This is a genomic window from Roseinatronobacter bogoriensis DSM 18756 (genome assembly GCF_004366635.1).
GTDB lineage: Bacteria > Pseudomonadota > Alphaproteobacteria > Rhodobacterales > Rhodobacteraceae > Roseinatronobacter > Roseinatronobacter bogoriensis.
The window spans coordinates 96376-111306 of the sequence record NZ_SORN01000006.1 but is presented as its reverse complement, the minus strand read 5'-3'; the positions used below and the strand labels follow the sequence as shown (position 1 = coordinate 111306).

Annotated in this window: 18 protein-coding genes and 1 riboswitch; of the genes, 9 read left to right on the top strand and 9 right to left on the bottom strand. The window is 59.4% G+C overall.

Features of this window, described 5'->3' with window-relative positions; genetic code table 11:
• Positions 1 to 54 precede the first annotated feature (54 nt).
• Positions 55 to 630, bottom strand: coding sequence for an RNA polymerase sigma factor (locus EV660_RS13425; protein WP_071478968.1), 576 nt, complete (start codon positions 628 to 630; stop codon positions 55 to 57).
• The gene (locus EV660_RS13420; RefSeq protein WP_244927326.1) at positions 627 to 890 is read right to left on the bottom strand and encodes a NepR family anti-sigma factor; all 264 of its coding nucleotides are present in this window, start codon (positions 888 to 890) and stop codon (positions 627 to 629) included. Before EV660_RS13420 ends, EV660_RS13425 begins: the two co-directional genes overlap by 4 nt.
• Before the next feature lie 127 nt (positions 891 to 1017).
• Between EV660_RS13420 and EV660_RS13415 the strand changes: the two genes are divergently transcribed.
• Positions 1018 to 1812: a response regulator gene (locus tag EV660_RS13415; protein ID WP_071478970.1), complete on the top strand. Its 795-nt coding sequence runs from the start codon at positions 1018 to 1020 to the stop codon at positions 1810 to 1812.
• Positions 1813 to 1952: 140 nt separating this feature from the next.
• Here the strand turns inward: EV660_RS13415 and EV660_RS13410 are convergent, their stop codons facing one another.
• Positions 1953 to 2177 (bottom strand): DUF1150 family protein, encoded by a 225-nt coding sequence (locus EV660_RS13410; protein WP_071478971.1) that lies wholly within the window; start codon positions 2175 to 2177, stop codon positions 1953 to 1955.
• Positions 2178 to 2188: 11 nt separating this feature from the next.
• Positions 2189 to 2605 (bottom strand): Hsp20 family protein, encoded by a 417-nt coding sequence (locus EV660_RS13405; RefSeq protein WP_071479083.1) that lies wholly within the window; start codon positions 2603 to 2605, stop codon positions 2189 to 2191.
• A 191-nt stretch (positions 2606 to 2796) separates the two neighbouring features.
• Here EV660_RS13405 and EV660_RS13400 point away from each other — a divergent pair, with 191 nt between their 5' ends.
• The 3 genes from EV660_RS13400 to EV660_RS13390 all read left to right on the top strand — a co-directional run bounded on the left by EV660_RS13400 (position 2797) and on the right by EV660_RS13390 (position 4634).
• A complete protein-coding gene (locus tag EV660_RS13400; protein ID WP_071478972.1) occupies positions 2797 to 3015 on the top strand; it encodes a YdcH family protein in 219 nt (72 codons plus the stop codon).
• A gap of 61 nt (positions 3016 to 3076) precedes the next feature.
• Positions 3077 to 3565, top strand: coding sequence for a 5-(carboxyamino)imidazole ribonucleotide mutase (gene purE, locus EV660_RS13395; protein ID WP_071478973.1), 489 nt, complete (start codon positions 3077 to 3079; stop codon positions 3563 to 3565).
• Complete coding sequence (locus EV660_RS13390) at positions 3558 to 4634, top strand: 5-(carboxyamino)imidazole ribonucleotide synthase (RefSeq protein WP_071478974.1); 1077 nt, start codon at positions 3558 to 3560, stop codon at positions 4632 to 4634. Before purE ends, EV660_RS13390 begins: the two co-directional genes overlap by 8 nt.
• A 293-nt stretch (positions 4635 to 4927) precedes the next feature.
• Here the strand turns inward: EV660_RS13390 and EV660_RS13385 are convergent, their stop codons facing one another.
• The 5 genes from EV660_RS13385 to EV660_RS13365 form a co-directional block, all read right to left on the bottom strand.
• The gene (locus tag EV660_RS13385; protein WP_071478975.1) at positions 4928 to 5629 is read right to left on the bottom strand and encodes an NAD-dependent deacylase; all 702 of its coding nucleotides are present in this window, start codon (positions 5627 to 5629) and stop codon (positions 4928 to 4930) included.
• A 4-nt stretch (positions 5630 to 5633) separates the two neighbouring features.
• Positions 5634 to 7514 carry an excinuclease ABC subunit UvrC gene (gene uvrC / locus EV660_RS13380; protein ID WP_071478976.1) on the bottom strand — a complete coding sequence of 627 codons (1881 nt, stop codon included), beginning with the start codon at positions 7512 to 7514 and terminating at the stop codon, positions 5634 to 5636.
• 290 nt (positions 7515 to 7804) lie between these two features.
• A complete protein-coding gene (locus EV660_RS13375; RefSeq protein WP_071478977.1) occupies positions 7805 to 8593 on the bottom strand; it encodes an SDR family oxidoreductase in 789 nt (262 codons plus the stop codon).
• Positions 8594 to 8596: 3 nt separating this feature from the next.
• Positions 8597 to 9538, bottom strand: a complete 942-nt coding sequence (locus EV660_RS13370) for a calcium/sodium antiporter (RefSeq protein WP_071478978.1) — start codon at positions 9536 to 9538, stop codon at positions 8597 to 8599.
• 198 nt (positions 9539 to 9736) lie between these two features.
• Complete coding sequence (locus EV660_RS13365) at positions 9737 to 10537, bottom strand: S49 family peptidase (protein WP_071478980.1); 801 nt, start codon at positions 10535 to 10537, stop codon at positions 9737 to 9739.
• A gap of 97 nt (positions 10538 to 10634) precedes the next feature.
• On the opposite strand from EV660_RS13365, the gene EV660_RS13360 reads away from it, so the two are divergent.
• The 5 genes from EV660_RS13360 to thiS all read left to right on the top strand — a co-directional run bounded on the left by EV660_RS13360 (position 10635) and on the right by thiS (position 14931).
• On the top strand, positions 10635 to 11519 hold the full coding sequence (locus tag EV660_RS13360) for a LysR family transcriptional regulator (protein WP_071478981.1): 885 nt from the start codon (positions 10635 to 10637) through the stop codon (positions 11517 to 11519).
• A gap of 150 nt (positions 11520 to 11669) precedes the next feature.
• On the top strand, positions 11670 to 12623 hold the full coding sequence (locus EV660_RS13355) for a c-type cytochrome (protein ID WP_134014010.1): 954 nt from the start codon (positions 11670 to 11672) through the stop codon (positions 12621 to 12623).
• 198 nt (positions 12624 to 12821) lie between these two features.
• Positions 12822 to 12924: riboswitch (TPP riboswitch) on the top strand.
• Between the two features lie 55 nt (positions 12925 to 12979).
• Complete coding sequence (gene thiD / locus EV660_RS13350; RefSeq protein ID WP_071478983.1) at positions 12980 to 13783, top strand: bifunctional hydroxymethylpyrimidine kinase/phosphomethylpyrimidine kinase; 804 nt, start codon at positions 12980 to 12982, stop codon at positions 13781 to 13783.
• Positions 13776 to 14744: an FAD-dependent oxidoreductase gene (locus EV660_RS13345; RefSeq protein ID WP_071478984.1), complete on the top strand. Its 969-nt coding sequence runs from the start codon at positions 13776 to 13778 to the stop codon at positions 14742 to 14744. The genes thiD and EV660_RS13345 overlap by 8 nt, the downstream gene beginning before the upstream one ends.
• Entirely contained in the window at positions 14734 to 14931 is a 198-nt protein-coding gene (gene thiS, locus EV660_RS13340; protein ID WP_071478985.1) for a sulfur carrier protein ThiS, read from the top strand. The genes EV660_RS13345 and thiS overlap by 11 nt, the downstream gene beginning before the upstream one ends.

Genomic DNA, 14931 nt, shown 5'->3' with positions numbered 1-14931 from the left:
AGGCGATTGCCGATCTCAATCCGTTTTATGGATCTCCACGCTATGGTACAGCCCTCAGAAAATCGTGGGTGATGCCGCCATAACGGCTGCAACAGAACTGTCGGTCGACACGAGTTGATCTTCTCTGTCCAGGTTCAAAAGTTCTGCCAATGTCTTGCGCCCGCGATTGGCACGGCTTTTGATGGTGCCGGGCGCGCATCCGCAGGTTTCTGCGGCTTCTTCGACCGAAAACCCCAGCGCCCCGACAAGCAGCAGCGCCTCGCGCTGTTCGACCGGCAAGGTTTTGAGCGCGTCATTTAGTTCCTGCAACGCCATTCGACCGTCATGGTCGGGCTTTGAGGCAAGCTTGGCGGCAAAGCTGCCTGTGCTGTCTGACACTTCTTTTGCGCGTTTGCGCTGCTGTGACAGGAATGTGTTGCGCAGAATGGTAAACAACCATGCACGCAGATTCGTCCCTTCCTTGAATTGGTCGAACTTGCTCCACGCCTTGAGAACGGTGTCTTGAACAAGATCATCTGCGCTGGTTACATTTCCCGTCAGACCACGCGCAAAGGCGCGCAATGCAGGCAGGTGCGTAACGATTTCGTCACGCGGATCGGTCGGCGCAAGCGCCTCTTTTTGCGTTGTCATTCGTCACCTGACTTTTTCTGAGCGTCTTTTTCTCGCAGCGCATTCAGAAGTTCGGTCAGGCTGGGCGGAAGATCTTCGGACGTTGTTTCTGAATATAATCGTTTCAGGTTTTCATCAATCTGTTGCGCCACTGTGGGCGGAACTGTGCGTGATTCCTGATCGTCATTACTATTCATTGTCGTCATTTCGCCAAAGGCTCCAACTTCTTTCAACCTGACATGATCTTGCCGAATTCGCAAGACGGCGGACTTAAGCCGCATCACGGAACCAAACGCGGACTTCTGTGTTTGGTTCCGTGATGCGGAAAAAAACGTTGTAATGAAGCGTCAGAATTTGGATTGTCACAGGAAGACGGATTATTCCATGCACACACCCCTGGGAGAGACTATGTCGACATCGCTGCAGATTGCTAAAGAACTGCCATACCTGCGCCGCTACGCACGCGCGCTGACCGGATCGCAGCAGTCCGGCGATAGCTATGCTGCCGCAACCCTGGAAGCAATCTTGCAGGACCGCAGTTTGCTGAATGATGCCCTGACCCCCAAGCTTGCGCTTTTTCAGGCATTTCACACGGTCTGGCAAACGACCGGGGCGCCTGTCGGGCAAGAACCGGTAGAAGGACTCGAGGCGCGAGCGCAAAAGCTGCTTGCAGAACTTACCCCCAACACGCGCGAGGCGTTGTTGCTACGCTCGCTGGAAGAGTTTTCCTATCCGGATATTGCCCGGATCATACAGGTGCCCGAAGCAGAGGCGCAGGAACTGGTTGCCATTGCATATCGTGAAATGTCGAAATCAGTGCATGGCCGTATTCAGATCATCGAAGATGAACCGCTAATCGCACTGGATGTGAAAAGTATCGTGACCGAGATGGGGCACGAGGTCACAGGGATTGCCCGGACGCATACCGAAGCGGTCGCTTTGGGCAAGCGTGAAGCACCCGACTTGATCCTTGCTGATATTCATCTGGCCGATGACTCGTCCGGTGTAGAGGCGGTGACAGAATTGCTGGAAGAATACCCCGAAATTCCGGTCATCTTCATCACGGCCTATCCCGAGCGCCTGCTGACGGGTGACAAACCCGAACCCGCATTCCTGATTACCAAGCCATTTGAAGAAGAGCAGGTGCGCTCCGCGGTCTCGCAAGCGATGTTCTTTGCCTCAACCCAGACACTGAAAGTCTGAGGCTTCGATATCTGAAGCGATGACAAAGACCAAAAGACCCGGCACAGCCGGGTCTTTATCGTATTGCACGATGGCGGCCCCACGCGGTTTTCTCAAGCGGCTATTCCTGAGCGCGCTGCCACAGTTGGCCGCGCAGCGTTTCAGTGCACGCTCACTGGCTCCATATCGTTCTGCCGCGCCATGACAAAAGCCATTGTCCGGTCGGTGACTAATGCCAGCCTTTCGCCTTCTTCATGGTGAATCGCATAAAGATCGGTCACGCCGGGCAACTGGTCGCGGATTTCTGCGGGCAGGTCACGCGCCTTGATCGGGCGCACATAAGCGATCGGGCGACCTGTCGTTTTGATAGGAAACTCGCTGTTCATCTGCTCACCTCTCAGCCTCGTGTTATCGGGACGGTCTGCACCGTGTCTTCGGGTTCCTTGCGTACAAGGTCGATATGCAACAGCCCGTCTTCAAGCTGCGCTTTTGCAACATCCACGCCATCAGCCAGTGCGAAAGCGCGTTGGAACTGTCGCGCGGCAATGCCCCGATGCAGGAAAACGCGGCTATCATTTCCATTGTCTTGCTGCTGGCCATGTACCAGCAACTGGCGTTTCTCTACCGTAATCGTCAGATCCTCTTCGCGAAACCCGGCCAAGGCAAGCGTGATGCGAAACGCGTTCGGCGCGGTTACTTCGATATTGAATGGCGGATAGCCGTCTGTGCCCGCCCGAGCCGTGCGTTCAACCAGCCTTTCGAGCCTGTCGAAACCCAGCAACAGCGGGTGTGACGGAAAATTCAGTTTTGTCATCAGCTTCAGCCCTTTCAAGTAAGCGACATTGCTGCGGGCCCCGAATGCGGCGACCCTTTGCGCTATAGATATGGTGTGTTTTGCGCCGCTCACAAGAGGCGGCACGTCGCGTTCAGGCAGATCAAAGGCTTTTGCCGCAGCCTTTTTCCGGCTATCGTCACGCCTGCATCAACAAGTATAGAATCGCGCCCATGAATTCTCCGCAGGAACTGAGCCATGAAGACGTGTTGCGTGTCAAACTTGAAGTCTTGCGTCAGAAGCACCGTGACCTTGATGAGGCGATCAATGCCCTGCATGAGCAAGGCCCGCTTGCGCAGCTGACGATCCAGCGCCTGAAAAAAGAGAAGCTGAAGCTGAAAGACCAGATATCGCGCATTGAGGATGAACTGACCCCGGATATCATTGCCTGACGCGATTGCGCCCGTAGCGACCCTTGCTATAAGTGCCATGAATTTAGCCAAGAGGGGCCATATGTCCGATATTCAGGTAGGGATCATCATGGGAAGCCAGTCTGACTGGCCCACGATGCGCGAAGCGGCGCAGATGCTTGACGCCATGCAAATCCGTTATGAGGCGCGTATCGTATCGGCCCATCGCACACCTGACCGCCTGTGGGACTACGGGCGCAGCGCGGTAGAGCGCGGCTTGCAGGTTATTATCGCAGGTGCGGGTGGTGCTGCGCATCTGCCCGGCATGATGGCGTCCAAGACGCGTGTTCCTGTGATTGGCGTGCCAGTCCAGACCAAGGCGCTGTCGGGCGTGGATAGCCTGTATTCCATCTTGCAGATGCCGCGCGGCTATCCGGTTGCGACAATGGCAATCGGAGCGGCCGGGGCCGCCAATGCAGGATTGATGGCTGCTGGCATTCTTGCATTGCAAGACGATGCGCTTGCCGCGCGTCTGGACAAATGGCGCGCGGATCTGTCTGCCTCCATCCCTCAGGAGCCGCGCGATGACTGAGTTTTTGCCAGCCGGAAGCGTGATCGGCATATTGGGGGGCGGCCAACTGGGCCGGATGCTGTCCGTCGCGGCGTCACGATTGGGCTATCGGTGTCATATCTACGATCCCAGTCCCGAACCTCCAGCGGGCCAAGTGGCCGAGCATGTCACAACGGCCCCTTGGGATGATGCCGAGGCCCTGGCGCAATTTGCCGCGCGGGTTGATGTCATTACTTTTGAATTCGAAAATATCCCCACTGCGACCCTTGATCTGCTGGAACCGTTGCGGCCCATCCGCCCCGGCCGCCGCGCCCTGTCCGTGTCGCAGGACCGGCTGACAGAGAAAGAGTTTCTGCGCGGCCTTGGGTTGCAAACTGCACCTTTTGCTGCGGTGAACAGTGCCGATGAACTGGCGCTTGCGGTTGCTGACCTTGGCACCCCCGCAATCCTGAAAACACGGCGCATGGGCTATGATGGCAAGGGGCAGGCGCGGATTGACAGCGCTGCTGATATTCAACCGGCATGGGATGCCATGCAGGGTGCACCCGCCATCCTGGAGGGGTTTGTGACCTTCTCCCAGGAAATCTCTGTCATCGCGGCGCGTGGCCTGACAGGCGAGGTTGCGGCCTTTGATCCGGGCGAGAATGTGCATGAGGCCGGAATCTTGCGCGAAACCCGTGTGCCTGCGCGACTGTCGGGTGGCCAGCGCAGCGATGCAGTTTTGCTGGCGGCAAACATCCTGAATGCGCTGGACTATGTGGGCGTGCTTGGGGTGGAACTGTTTGTCACCAAGGACGGTTTGATCGTGAATGAAATCGCGCCGCGTGTGCATAATTCAGGGCATTGGACCCAGAACGGATGCAGCACCGACCAGTTCGAGCAGCATATCCGCGCTGTTGCGGGCCTGCCGCTGGGCGATGGTGGCCGCCATGCTGATGTGGTGATGGAAAACCTGATCGGTGACGACCTGAACCGCGTGCCCGAATTGTTGCGCGAAAAGGATGTTGCGGTGCATCTGTATGGAAAGCCGGAAGCCCGCGCAGGCCGCAAGATGGGGCATGTGAACCGGATTATTCGGTCAGAGCGTTAGAGCTTTGCCTGCAAACTGGCCAAGCAAAGCTGCGCGGAATCAAGGGCGTCAGCCCGCCGCGCATCGCCGGGCCGCACCCACGGCACGGCGATTTGGCTACCACCGGCGAGAAGATTTGATTTTGCGCGGATTGGGCTAGCATAAAGTGCTACAGATTCAACCTTGTATCGCCGCACCGCGGCCCGGCGCTGCGCGGCTTGTTGAAGCGTTCCACCGTCCGCAACGTCCACAATTCAGCCGCTCACCGCTCAAAGCGTTCGGTCCCTGAACCCTCGCGTTGCAACTGGCAGCCGCTACTGCGCAGCCGCGCGCAATATCTCTGACACCCAGTCTGGCACGACCTGACTTGCAGGGCCGAACTGTGCTGCATCAAACAGCGAGGCGGTGGCCGAAGGTTCCAGATTCAATTCCAAGGTCTGCGCGCCCGCAAGCGTGGCTTCCTGCACAAATCCGGCCGCCGGATAGACATTGCCTGACGTGCCGATGGCAACAAACATATCCGCCTGCGCCAGCGCCGCCTCGATCCTGTCCATGTAATAGGGAAATTCGCCAAACCAGACGATATCAGGGCGTGTTTTGGGGGCGCTACACGCGGGGCAGGGGTCATTCGGGGCCATTTCCGCAGGCGCGGCCCAGCGATGCGCGCAAGCGCCACACAGCGCGCGTGTCAGTTCCCCGTGCATATGAATGACCGACGCGGCCCCCGCCCGTTCCAGCAGGTCATCGACATTCTGCGTGACCAGTGTCACCTGATCGGGCCAAGCCTGTTGCAGGCGCGCAAGCGCATGATGCGCAGGGTTTGGCTGTGCTTGCAGACAATTTGCCCGGCGCGCATTGTAGAAGTCATGCACCAATGCAGGGTTGCGGGCAAAGCCTTCGGGAGTGGCCACATCCTCAAGGTCGTATTTCGTCCAAAGCCCGTCCTTGTCGCGAAATGTGCCCAGCCCGCTTTCGGCAGACAATCCCGCACCGGTCAGGATGACGATGCGCTGCATCTGCTTACCTCTCGTTCAGATGGTCGTGGATAACCTGCGCCAGTGCCTCGGAAATCCCGTCCACGGCCTGCAAATCCGACAGGCCCGCCCGCGCCACGGCCTTGGCTGAACCGAAATGCGCCAGAAGCGCACGCTTGCGCCCCGGCCCCACGCCTGCGATCCCGTCCAGCGGGGATGCGCTGACCGATTTGGCGCGTTTGGCGCGATGCGTGCCAATCGCGAATCTATGCGCCTCATCGCGCAGACGCTGGATGAAATACAGCACCGGATCATTGTGGCGCAGCGCAAAGGGGCGGCCACCAGGGCGGTGGAATTCCTCTTTGCCTGCGTCGCGGTCAATACCTTTGGCCACCCCCACCACCGGAATGTCATCAACACCCAGATCAGCCATGATTCCCGCCACAGCACTGATCTGCCCTGCGCCGCCATCAATCAACAACAGGTCGGGCCATGTTTCGCCCTGCCTGTCCGGGTCCTCTTTCAGCAGCCTCTCAAACCGGCGGGTCAGCACCTCTTTCATCATGCCGAAATCATCGCCCGGCGTCAGGCCATCGCCACGAATATTGAATTTGCGATACTGGCTTTTTATAAACCCGTCCGCGCCTGCCACGATCATGGCGCCCACGGCATCGGTGCCCTGAATATGGCTGTTGTCATAAACTTCGATCCGGGCAGGCGGCCCCTCCAGCCCGAAAGCTTCGGCCAGAGCTTCCAGCATACGGCCCTGCGCAGCATTCTGCGCCATGCGTCGCGCAAGGCTCTCGCGGGCATTGCGCAATGCGTTTTCGACCAGTTCCGCCTTTTCCCCGCGTTGGGGGGTGGCAATCTCGACCTTGCGGCCTGCGCGTTCAGACAGAAGGGCGCCCATCAGGTCTGTATTTTCGATCTCATGCGACAGCAGCACCAGACGGGGCGGTTCCTTGCTGTCATAAAACTGGCCCAGAAACGCTTCCAGGATTTCCGGCTCTTCTGCCCCGGCCCCTGTGGCCGGGTAGAAATCGCGGTTGCCCCAGCTTTGATTGGCGCGGATGAAAAATACCTGCACGCAAGCTTGCCCCTTTTCGAGATGTACCGAAATGACATCAGCCTCCGCCACTGATCTGGGGTTAATGCCCTGATTTTGCTGGACATTCGTCAATGCGCGAATGCGGTCGCGCAGGGCAGCCGCGCGTTCAAACTCCATCGCGTCAGAGGCTTTGCCCATTTCTTCCGCCAGTTGCGCCTGTATTTTCGTGCTTTTGCCCGACAGAAAGCGTTCGGCATCGGCCACCAGCCCGGCGTAATCACGCTCGGAAATATAGCCCACACACGGCGCAGAGCAGCGTTTGATCTGATAGAGAAGGCAGGGGCGCGTGCGGCTGTTGAACACGGAATCCGTGCAGTTGCGCAGCAAGAACACGCGCTGCAACTGGTTGAGCGTGCGGTTCACGGCCCCTGCACTGGCAAAAGGACCGAAATAGCTGCCCTTGGTTGCGCGCCGACCGCGATGCTTGCGCAACTGGGGAAAAGCATGGTCCTTGGGCAGCAGGATATAGGGAAAGCTCTTGTCGTCACGCAGCAGCACATTGTAGCGCGGCTTCAATTGCTTGATCAGGTTCTGCTCCAGCAGCAGCGCCTCGGTTTCGGTGCGCGTGGTCAGGAACATCATCGCGGTGGTTTCAGAGATCATCCGCGCGATCCGCGCCGAGTGACCCGACGGGCGCGCATAATTCGACACCCGCGCGCGCAGATTACGCGCCTTGCCGACATAAAGCACTTCGGATTTCTCGTTCAGCATCCGGTAGACGCCGGGTGATTTGTCCAGCGTCTTCAGATAGGACTGAATGCAGGCATGACCCCGCGTTTCAGAACCGGTCTTAATGATTTCTTCGGGTTCGTCTGACATGGCCTATCGGTTTGCGTGATTCTTTCTGGCTCTGCAATGTTTTCGACGTTCCTACAACCTGAATCATGTCCACGGAACCTGTGGATAACCTTGTGGAAAGAAACTGGATTAAGGGCATTTTCCCTTGATTAAAAGGCCAATCTCCAACTTGCCTAAAAAATGTGCAGATATATAACTAACTGAAAATAAATGGGATTTTTTTTGATTCTGACAACCATATGAAAATCCTACAGAATTTATCTCATTCCTGTGACATGTCTGTGAACAGTGCACAACTTCGGTCTTTTGGCCTAGGATGGCATGTCTGGCCCTGTGATGTCGGGGGTCTTCCAGATCAGATGTTGCCCGCCATCGACACATAAAAGCTGGCCTGTAACCGCGTGTGCATCAAGGAAAAAACCCAAGGCAGCGGTAATGTCATCAGGGTTCGCGCCACGCCCGAGCACCGTGGATTCACGGCTGTGCTGATACTGGTCCAAAGGCTGGTCAGCGGCTTGCAGGGTGGGGCCGGGGCCGATGGCATTAACCCGAATTTTCGGCCCAAGCTCTTGTGCGGCCATGCGGGTAAAGGCCCATAACCCCATCTTGGCAATGGAATAGGTCATATGCTCGGGCGTCAGCTTGCGCACTTTCTGGTCGATCATATTGACGACCAGACCCTGTGCAACCGGCTCTTCAGCGCTATCAGGAAGTGGCGGCGGACATTGCGCGGCGAATTGCTGGGTCAGGACAAAGGGCGCACGAAGGTTGGACATCAGATGCCTGTCCCAGCTTTCGCGGGTGGCCGTGGCGATCGAGTCCTGCTCGAAGATTGATGCGTTGTTGACCAGTACTGTCAGCGGCCCACCAAGCGCGCGAGATGCATCCGGCACCAGTGGGGCGAGGGCGGCCTCGTCCAGCAGATCGGCGCGCAGGCATATGGCCTTGCGCCCCAGCCCTTCGATCTCCTGCGCCAGTTCCTCTGCTGCTTGCGCTGAATTCGCGTAATGAATCGCCACATCATAGCCGCGCTGCGCCAGATATAGCGCCATTGCGCGCCCCAGCCGCTGCGCGGCGCCGGTGACCAAAGCTTTGCTCAAGGACTATCCTCCGTTCAGGAACAGAGCCCACAGATAGCCCAGATATGCCAAAAGCAATATCGCCCCGAATGCGCGACCAATGGGCCGCCCGCCCCAGATGAACGGCGCAAGCACCAAGGCCGCGCCCAGCATTACCCAAAGATCAAGCCGCAGCATTTCTGCCGGAACGGTCATCGGCCCGATCACACCCGCCACGCCAAGGATAAGCAGCAGGTTGAACAGGTTCGATCCAAGGATATTGCCCAGCGCCACCCCGCCTTCGCGGCGCAGCGCCGCCATGAGGGTTGTCGCCAATTCCGGCAGCGAGGTGCCGATGGCTACAATCGTCAAACCGATCACCACATCAGAGACACCCAGCGCCTCGGCAATATCCACAGCGCCGGTGACCAGCAATTGCGCGCCAATTGGCAGGCCAATCAGCCCAAGTGCCAGAAATAGTGCAATTTTCGGCCCGTGCAGGTTCGGGTCCGCGCCTTCCAACTCGTCAAGATCAATACGCGCCTTTCTGCCACGGATGATGCTGTCAGCCATGAACAGGCCGAAAGCCGCCAGCAGGACCAACGCCTGCCACAGCCCTATGACACCGGTAAAAGCCAGCGCAATGAACAGCAGCGTGGCCCCGATCATGATCGAAAAATCGCGCAGGCTTTCGCGGCCCAGCAGCACAGGGGCCAACAGCGCAGGCGCGCCCATGACCAGCAGGATATTGGCAATATTGGACCCCACGACATTGCCCAGCGCCAAACCGCCCGCACCTGCAAGCACCGCCTGCACCGAGACCAGCAATTCAGGGGCGGATGTGCCGAACGCAACCACGGTCATCCCCACCAGAAAGGCAGGAATACCCAACCTCAACGACAGGTTGACAGCGCCACGCACGAGAAAATCGCCTGCAAACAAGAGCAGAACAAGCCCTCCTGCAACAAGCAGAAGATCGATCAACATGAATTACTTTTCCTTACAATCACACGCATCGCCGCGCAGCATGAACTTGCCGCAACGACTGCATTTACGGGGGCGGGGCAGTTTTGCGGACCTTAATTTGTCCAATGGCGTCTTGTGGTTCGGGTTCAGAAACTTCTGGATCGCGCCCATGACCACCATGAAAACTAGAAATGCGGCAACGATCTTGATAATCACGTCTTATACCCCGTAGCGGGCATAAAGCGCGCGTTCTTCGGCCAAAGCCATTGTGTCGGACAGAAGCGACAGCCCCAGACGGGACAGAAACGGGCGGCGCATTCCGTAAATGCGAAACCGTACCTTGTCGCCGTAGCGCTCTTTCATAATCGGCACCAGATGGCCCAGCCCATCGACCAGACCAAGCTCTACCGCGCGATTGCCGACCCAGAATTCGCCGGTAAACAGGCTGTCATCATCCGCCAGTTTCGCACCGCGCCGCGACTTCACCTGCGCAATGAAATTCTGATGCACCTGGTCCTGCAAACTGCGCAGGCGCGCAACATCGTCAGGGTTTTCAGGGCTGAACGGGTCAAGCTGCGATTTCGACTTGCCCGAAGTATAGACCCGCCGTTCAACGCCGTAGCGGTTCAATGCCTCATGCAGGCCAAACCCTGCTGAAATCACCCCGATGGACCCGACAATCGAATTGCCATCGACAAATATATCATCTGCCGCAGTTGCCAGCCAATACCCGCCAGAGGCCGCGACATCCTCTACAAACGCGTGGACGGGAATCTCCACCTCTGCCGCCAGTCTGCGGATGCGCGCGGCAATCAGCGCCGACTGGACCGGACTGCCACCGGGCGAATTGATCACCAGCGCCACTGCCTTGGGCTTGCCGCGCCGGAACGCCATTTCAATTAGCGGCGCAAGGCTGGCATCATTCAGCCGCCCCGGATTGCTGCCGCTGGCAATCATGCCTTGCAAGCGAATGACGGCCACGGAAGGTTTGCGTTTTATAAGCGACATAATCTTGTTCATGGCGCTGCATGTAAGGCGATTATAGTGGCGCAACAAGAGGCGCCCAAAAGAATGCACACTTGCACGCGCAGGCCAGTCGGGTCAGATAGGCGGCATCATGCTGGATCGTCTGGAAATGTTCATCGCCCTTGCCACCGAGCGCCATTTTGGCCGCGCGGCAGAACGTTGCGGCGTAAGCCAACCCTCGCTGTCCTCTGCCATAAAGCAGCTTGAGGGGGAACTTGGTGTGCAGCTTGTCTGGCGCGGGGCGCGCTTTGAGGGGCTGACGCCGGAGGGCGCGCGGGTGCTGGACTGGGCGCGCCGCATTGTGGGCGATGCCCGGACCCTGAAAGAAGAGATGCGCGCCGCGCGGCACGGCTTGTCGGGCAATCTGCGCCTTGGGGTGGTGCCGACTGCATTGCCCATGATCGCGCAACTGACCGGCCCCTATCTGCGCCGCCATCCCAATGTGAAGATCGAAATCCTCTCGCGGTCCTCAATCGAGATCCTGCATCAGATCGACAATCTGCAACTGGATGCGGGAGTGTCCTATCTGGATAACGAACCCTTGGGCCGCGTGGTCACCGAACCGCTGTATCAGGAACGCTATCTTTTATTGATGCGGGTCGATCACGCCTTGGCCAAACGCCCGGCGCTGGATTGGGCTGAACTGGCTGATCTGCCGCTCTGTCTGCTGACGCAGGACATGCAGAATCGAAGGATCATCAATAATGAACTTGCGCGCGCCAATGTGCCTGTCGCGCCGCAGTTGGAATCGAACTCTGTCGTGGCGCTGGTCGCCCATGTGCAGGAAGGGCCCTGGGTCAGTGTGGTCAATGCCCATACTGCGACCTTGTTCGCAGCGACACCGGGGCTGTGTGCTGTGCCCTTGCAAGGCGAGGGCGGTGCAAAGCAGGTCGGGCTGATCGCGCCGTGGCGCGAACCGCATACGCCAGTGCTGAATGCCCTTCTGGCCGAGGCGCGGCGCTTCTCGCAGCAGTGAGACGGGACATAACCCGCAGCGCAGTCCCTTGCGGCCTACCCCGTGACATAACGCGCCAATTATACGGTTGTATCTGGAAACTGTCCGTCCGGGCATTTATAAGTCGAGCGACTGATTACGCTCATGTACACATGGTTTTTGGAGGTCGGAATGGAGTCTTGGTTAGAAGAACTTCGCAAAAGAATGCCGGGCGACGGGGCGGTGCGTGCCTTGGTCATCGGCGGTTTGGTCCTGCTGTTTCTGATCGTACTTGTTGACGCCTTTGGCGCAAGAGAGCGCGCAGTCGCTGCGCGTGCGAACCCACCGGTCGAAGAAACCCAGACAGCAACTGTGCCGTCTGTTTACCGGATTCCGCGCGACCTTGCCAGCGAAGCGGAGGCCGCGCGCGCACAGGCGCTTGCCGCAGACAGTGACGAAGCGCCTGTCGAAGCAGAGATTGCCGAAGACGCCATCGAGACCGATGTGGCTGAGGCTGAGGTAGCTGAGGATGCCGTGGAAGCTGATGTGGCCGAGGCAGAGGCAACCGAGGATGCCGTGGAAGCTGACGTGGCTGAGGCAGAGGCAACTGAGGAAGCTGTGGAAACTGATGTGGCTGAGGCAGAGGCAACCGAGGATGCTGTGGAGGCCGACGTGGCCGAGGCAGAGGCAACCGAGGAAGCTGTGGAAGCCGACGTGGCCGAGGCAGAAGCGACCGAGGAAGCCGTGGAGGCTGAAGCAGCCGAAGCTGAAGCGACCGAAGATGCTGCGCAAGATGTTGCCGCAGGTGATGACGATGCACTGGCCCTTCTGGCTGGCGCAGATATTGCCAATGGTGAAAGCGTATGGCGTCAATGTCGCGCCTGCCATATCCATGATGCCGAACAAAACCGTGGTGGGCCACATCTTGTGAACATTATCGGGCGTGAGGTCGCCGCCGCAGAAGGGTGGCGCTATTCACGCTCTCTCTCGGAACATGGGGGCGTCTGGACAGTGGAATCACTTCTGGCATGGCTGGAAAACCCTGACAGCTACATTCCCGGCAACCAGATGGCGTTTCGCGGGTTGCGCAATGAACAGGACAGGATTGATGTGCTTGGCTTCCTGAACGCCAGCAGCGCGAACTGACCTGAGACCCGCCAATGCCGGATGTGCTTCCGGCCTCGATCTGCCCCGCTGCACATGCCTGTGCCGGCGGGGCTTTTTCTTGGGTGATCCAGTCTGGCAACCGATCCCCGGCCAAGCTGCGCAGCGGGCCGGGGGCTTGGTGCGCGGCATAGGTATCTGCCCCCTTGTCATTCCGCCCGATCAGATTTAGCTTTCCCGTCACAACCGTTGGGGTGCCCTGTCACAGGGGCTGAGAGGCGCAAGCCAACCCATCGAACCTGATCCGGGTCATACCGGCGTAGGGAACGGTGACGAACAGATGCGCAGCATCTCTGGCCCGTATCCTTGCGTTTGACCCTCAAGCAAGGAGCGCCAGTTTGGTTCCCATCGCATTGACCATAGCAGGCTCTGATTCTGGCGGCGGCGCCGGGATACAGGCGGATCTGAAAACCTTTTCTGCGCTGGGCGTCTATGGCGCATCTGTCATCACGGCGCTGACGGCGCAAAACACCCGCGCGGTTACGCTGGTCGAAGCTGCAAGTCCTGCCATGATTGCAGCGCAGATTGCCGCTGTGTTCGACGATCTGAACATCCGCGCGCTGAAACTGGGCATGCTGGGCGGGTCAGAGGCGATCGAAACCGTCGCACAGGCGCTTGCGGGCCAGCACCTGCCGGTCGTGCTGGACCCGGTCATGGTGGCGAAATCCGGCGACAGGTTGTTGCCGCCCGAAGCGTTGCAGAGCTTGCGCCATGCACTACTGCCCCTTGCCACGTTGGTCACCCCAAACCTGCCCGAAGCCGCCGATCTGCTGGATACATCCCCCGCCCGGACCGAGGCCGAGATGATTGCCCAAGGCCACGCGCTGCGCGGCATGGGCGCGCAGGCGGTGCTGATGAAAGGGGGGCATGGCACGGGCAGTACATGCGTTGATCTGCTGGTCGAGGAGGGCGGTGTCACCGCCCTGACTGCACCGCGCCTGACCACGGTCAACACGCACGGGACCGGATGCACCCTGTCGGCGGCGATTGCAGCAGGGCTGGCGCAGGGTTTGGCGCTGGACGACGCTGTGCGCCGTGCACATGCCTATCTGCAAGGTGCAATTGCTGCGGCTGACAGTCTGGGGGTCGGGTCCGGGCACGGGCCTGTGCATCATTTTCACAAGGTCTGGGCGCATGGCTGATATCACCATCATCGGGGCGGGGGTCGCGGGCCTCTGGGCTGCGTGGGAAATGTGCAAGGCCGGGTTGACCCCGCGCATTCTGGACCGCAATGGCCCGCCGGGGCCGCATAGCTGCTCATGGTGGGCAGGCGGAATGCTGGCCCCCTATTGCGAAGGGGCGGTTGCTGAACCCGCTGTCGTCCGGCATGGCAAAGACGCCGCACGCGCTTGGGCCGAGGTGACAGAGGTCACATATCGCGGTTCGCTGGTTGTTGCCTTGCAGCGCGACCGGGCGGAACTGTCGCGCTTTGCGCGGCGCACGTCGGGCCACCGCCTGATCACAAATGAATTGGCAACGCTGGAGCCGGACCTGACCACAGCAGATCAGGCCCTGTTCTTCGAGGATGAAGCCCATCTTGACCCGCGCGGGGCCTTGCTGGACCTGACCCGCGCCCTGGCCGCGCAGGGCGTGTCAATCGAACGGGCCGAGGTCACCCCCGAGGAATTCTCTGGCCCTGTCATTGATGCGCGTGGTCTGGCGGCAGGGCTGCCGGGGCTGCGCGGGGTGCGCGGTGAAATGGTCGTGTTGCGCGCGCCCGATATCCGGCTTGGCCGCCCTGTGCGCCTGCTGCACCCGCGCCATCCGCTGTATATCGTGCCACGCGCGGGCGGGCTGTTCATGCTTGGCGCGACCCAGATTGAAAGCACGGACAAGCGCGGGATTTCCGCGCGTTCGACGCTGGAATTGCTGAGTGCGGCCTATGCGCTGGACCCGCGCTTTGCCGAAGCGGAGCTGGTGGAAACCGGCACCGATCTGCGCCCGGCCTTTGCCGACAATGTGCCGCGTGTCGTGGTGCAGGGCCGTGTGCTGCACCTCAACGGGTTGTTCCGGCACGGCTATTTGCTGGCGCCGGCGCTTGCGCAACAGGCGGCGGCGTTTCTGACACAAGGGATCAAGGGGGATATGGTCCATGAAAATTGAGGTGAACGGAGAGATGCGCGAGATCGCGGCCAATACGCTTGCGGACGCGCTGAGCGAACTCGACTGGGCTGAAGCGCGCGTTGCAACGGCGCTGAACGGTGCTTTCGTGCCCAAGGCCGCGCGGGCGCAAACCATGTTGCAAGACGGCGACCGGCTGGAAGTGCTGGCACCGATGCAAGGGGGCTGA

Excerpts from the sequence above, each read along its gene's own strand:
- EV660_RS13425 (WP_071478968.1), bottom strand. The coding sequence starts at position 630 with ATGACAACGCAAAAAGAGGCGCTTGCGCCGACCGATCCGCGTGACGAA.
- EV660_RS13385 (WP_071478975.1), bottom strand. The coding sequence starts at position 5,629 with ATGCAGCGCATCGTCATCCTGACCGGTGCGGGATTGTCTGCCGAAAGC.
- EV660_RS13405 (WP_071479083.1), bottom strand. The coding sequence starts at position 2,605 with ATGACAAAACTGAATTTTCCGTCACACCCGCTGTTGCTGGGTTTCGAC.
- EV660_RS13360 (WP_071478981.1), top strand. The coding sequence starts at position 10,635 with ATGCTGGATCGTCTGGAAATGTTCATCGCCCTTGCCACCGAGCGCCAT.
- EV660_RS13415 (WP_071478970.1), top strand. The coding sequence starts at position 1,018 with ATGTCGACATCGCTGCAGATTGCTAAAGAACTGCCATACCTGCGCCGC.
- EV660_RS13345 (WP_071478984.1), top strand. The coding sequence starts at position 13,776 with ATGGCTGATATCACCATCATCGGGGCGGGGGTCGCGGGCCTCTGGGCT.
- EV660_RS13365 (WP_071478980.1), bottom strand. The coding sequence starts at position 10,537 with ATGAACAAGATTATGTCGCTTATAAAACGCAAACCTTCCGTGGCCGTC.
- thiS (WP_071478985.1), top strand. The coding sequence starts at position 14,734 with ATGAAAATTGAGGTGAACGGAGAGATGCGCGAGATCGCGGCCAATACG.
- EV660_RS13400 (WP_071478972.1), top strand. The coding sequence starts at position 2,797 with ATGAATTCTCCGCAGGAACTGAGCCATGAAGACGTGTTGCGTGTCAAA.
- EV660_RS13355 (WP_134014010.1), top strand. The coding sequence starts at position 11,670 with ATGGAGTCTTGGTTAGAAGAACTTCGCAAAAGAATGCCGGGCGACGGG.
- EV660_RS13370 (WP_071478978.1), bottom strand. The coding sequence starts at position 9,538 with ATGTTGATCGATCTTCTGCTTGTTGCAGGAGGGCTTGTTCTGCTCTTG.
- EV660_RS13410 (WP_071478971.1), bottom strand. The coding sequence starts at position 2,177 with ATGAACAGCGAGTTTCCTATCAAAACGACAGGTCGCCCGATCGCTTAT.
- EV660_RS13390 (WP_071478974.1), top strand. The coding sequence starts at position 3,558 with ATGACTGAGTTTTTGCCAGCCGGAAGCGTGATCGGCATATTGGGGGGC.
- purE (WP_071478973.1), top strand. The coding sequence starts at position 3,077 with ATGTCCGATATTCAGGTAGGGATCATCATGGGAAGCCAGTCTGACTGG.
- EV660_RS13420 (WP_244927326.1), bottom strand. The coding sequence starts at position 890 with ATGCGGCTTAAGTCCGCCGTCTTGCGAATTCGGCAAGATCATGTCAGG.
- uvrC (WP_071478976.1), bottom strand. The coding sequence starts at position 7,514 with ATGTCAGACGAACCCGAAGAAATCATTAAGACCGGTTCTGAAACGCGG.